Consider the following 1,337-nt stretch of genomic DNA (forward strand, 5'->3'; position numbering starts at 1 on the left):
TGTTTTCCCCCTGTTAGGGGATGGTTTCGGCCTTTCCTCTTCCCTTTGGTTCTCTGCGAGCGGGAGGACCTGACACCGCCGCGCGTGACCGGCTCCTCCCGCTCACGGAACCACGGGTGTCAGCTCTGGAGGGCGTGCAGCGTGGCGTCCAGGCTCGTGGCCGAGCGCGGGGCCCGGTTGTACGGAAGCTTCGACAGGGCCGCCGCCATGCCGCAGGTGTTGGTCGCGGCGGAGAACACGAGACCGGAGCCGACACCGGCGGAGATCCAGCGCGCCGCGGGGAAGCGCACCCCGGCGAGCAGGCCGGCCACCACGAGCGAACCGGCGGCGAGCCGGACCTGACGCTCCATCGGCCAGGTCGCGCGGGCTCCGGCGGGATGGTCGAGATCGCGGCCCTCGCCCTCCCAGGCGGAGGTGCCGCCGGAGAGCGTCACGGCGTCGATGTCGGCGGCGGCGAGAATGTCGCAGGCCCGGGTGGAGCGGACGCCGGAGGCGCACACCATCAGCAGCGAGCCGCGGGCCGCGGCGGACTTCAGCGCGGGCACGGCCTCGGAAAGGCGGTCCAGCGGGATGTTCAGCGCACCGGGAACATGCCCGGAGGCGTACTCGCCGGGAGCCCGCACATCGATCACGGTGAACTCCGCGAGGCGGGCCGCGGCCTGGGCGGGGGAGAGGGAGACGGGGCTGGTCACGAGCAGTGTTTCCTTTCGTTCACCGGGGCTCGGGAGGGAAGCGGTCCCCCCTTCCCCGGTCAGGCTAGAATACCCCTTGGGGTATCAGGAGGAGGATGTTGTGGAACTCGACATGGCGGCCGACGAACTGAAATCGGTCCTCAACCGCCTTCGCCGCGCACAGGGCCAGCTCGCCGGGATCATCAGGATGATCGAGGAGGGCCGGGACTGCGAGGACGTGATCACGCAGATGGCGGCCGTGTCCCGGGCGCTGGACCGGGCCGGTTTCGCGATCATCGCGACGGGTCTGCAGCACTGCATGGCCGACGGCGGCCAGGAGCCCGCGGACCGCGACCAGATGCGGGCACGGCTGGAGAAGCTCTTTCTCTCGCTGGCCTGATCCTGCCGGACCGGCCGGGCCGGCCGAGGAGGGGTGCCATGGTTCATGTCACGGCGTCGACGAGCATGAACACGGCCACGGCCAGCAGTACCGCGCCGAAGATCCGTTGCAGGGCGGCCGTGGACACCTTCGCGGCGAGCCGCTGCCCGTCCCAGGCGCCGAGCACCGCCGTCGCCGTGAACGGGGCGATCGCCGCCCAGTCCAGCGCGGTGGGTGTGGCGAGCCGGGTGACCAGCGCCGCCGTGGAGTTCACCGTGATGACCAGC

General features: G+C 71.2%; 3 protein-coding genes. 1 reads left to right on the forward strand and 2 read right to left on the reverse strand.

Going from position 1 to position 1,337, the window contains the following annotated elements; translation table 11 throughout:
• Positions 1 to 119: 119 nt before the first annotated feature.
• Positions 120 to 692, reverse strand: coding sequence for a rhodanese-like domain-containing protein (locus tag ACFVX4_RS29715; protein WP_389982869.1), 573 nt, complete (start codon positions 690 to 692; stop codon positions 120 to 122).
• Between the two features lie 100 nt (positions 693 to 792).
• Between ACFVX4_RS29715 and ACFVX4_RS29720 the strand changes: the two genes are divergently transcribed.
• Positions 793 to 1,071: a metal-sensitive transcriptional regulator gene (locus ACFVX4_RS29720; RefSeq protein WP_093546175.1), complete on the forward strand. Its 279-nt coding sequence runs from the start codon at positions 793 to 795 to the stop codon at positions 1,069 to 1,071.
• Positions 1,072 to 1,114: 43 nt separating this feature from the next.
• Here the strand turns inward: ACFVX4_RS29720 and ACFVX4_RS29725 are convergent.
• The coding region (locus tag ACFVX4_RS29725) for a TSUP family transporter (protein WP_389982872.1) at positions 1,115 to 1,337 on the reverse strand (223 nt) is incomplete at its 5' end.

Origin of the sequence: Streptomyces sp. NPDC058240 (genome assembly GCF_042882135.1) — a bacterium.
Lineage (GTDB): Bacteria > Actinomycetota > Actinomycetes > Streptomycetales > Streptomycetaceae > Streptomyces.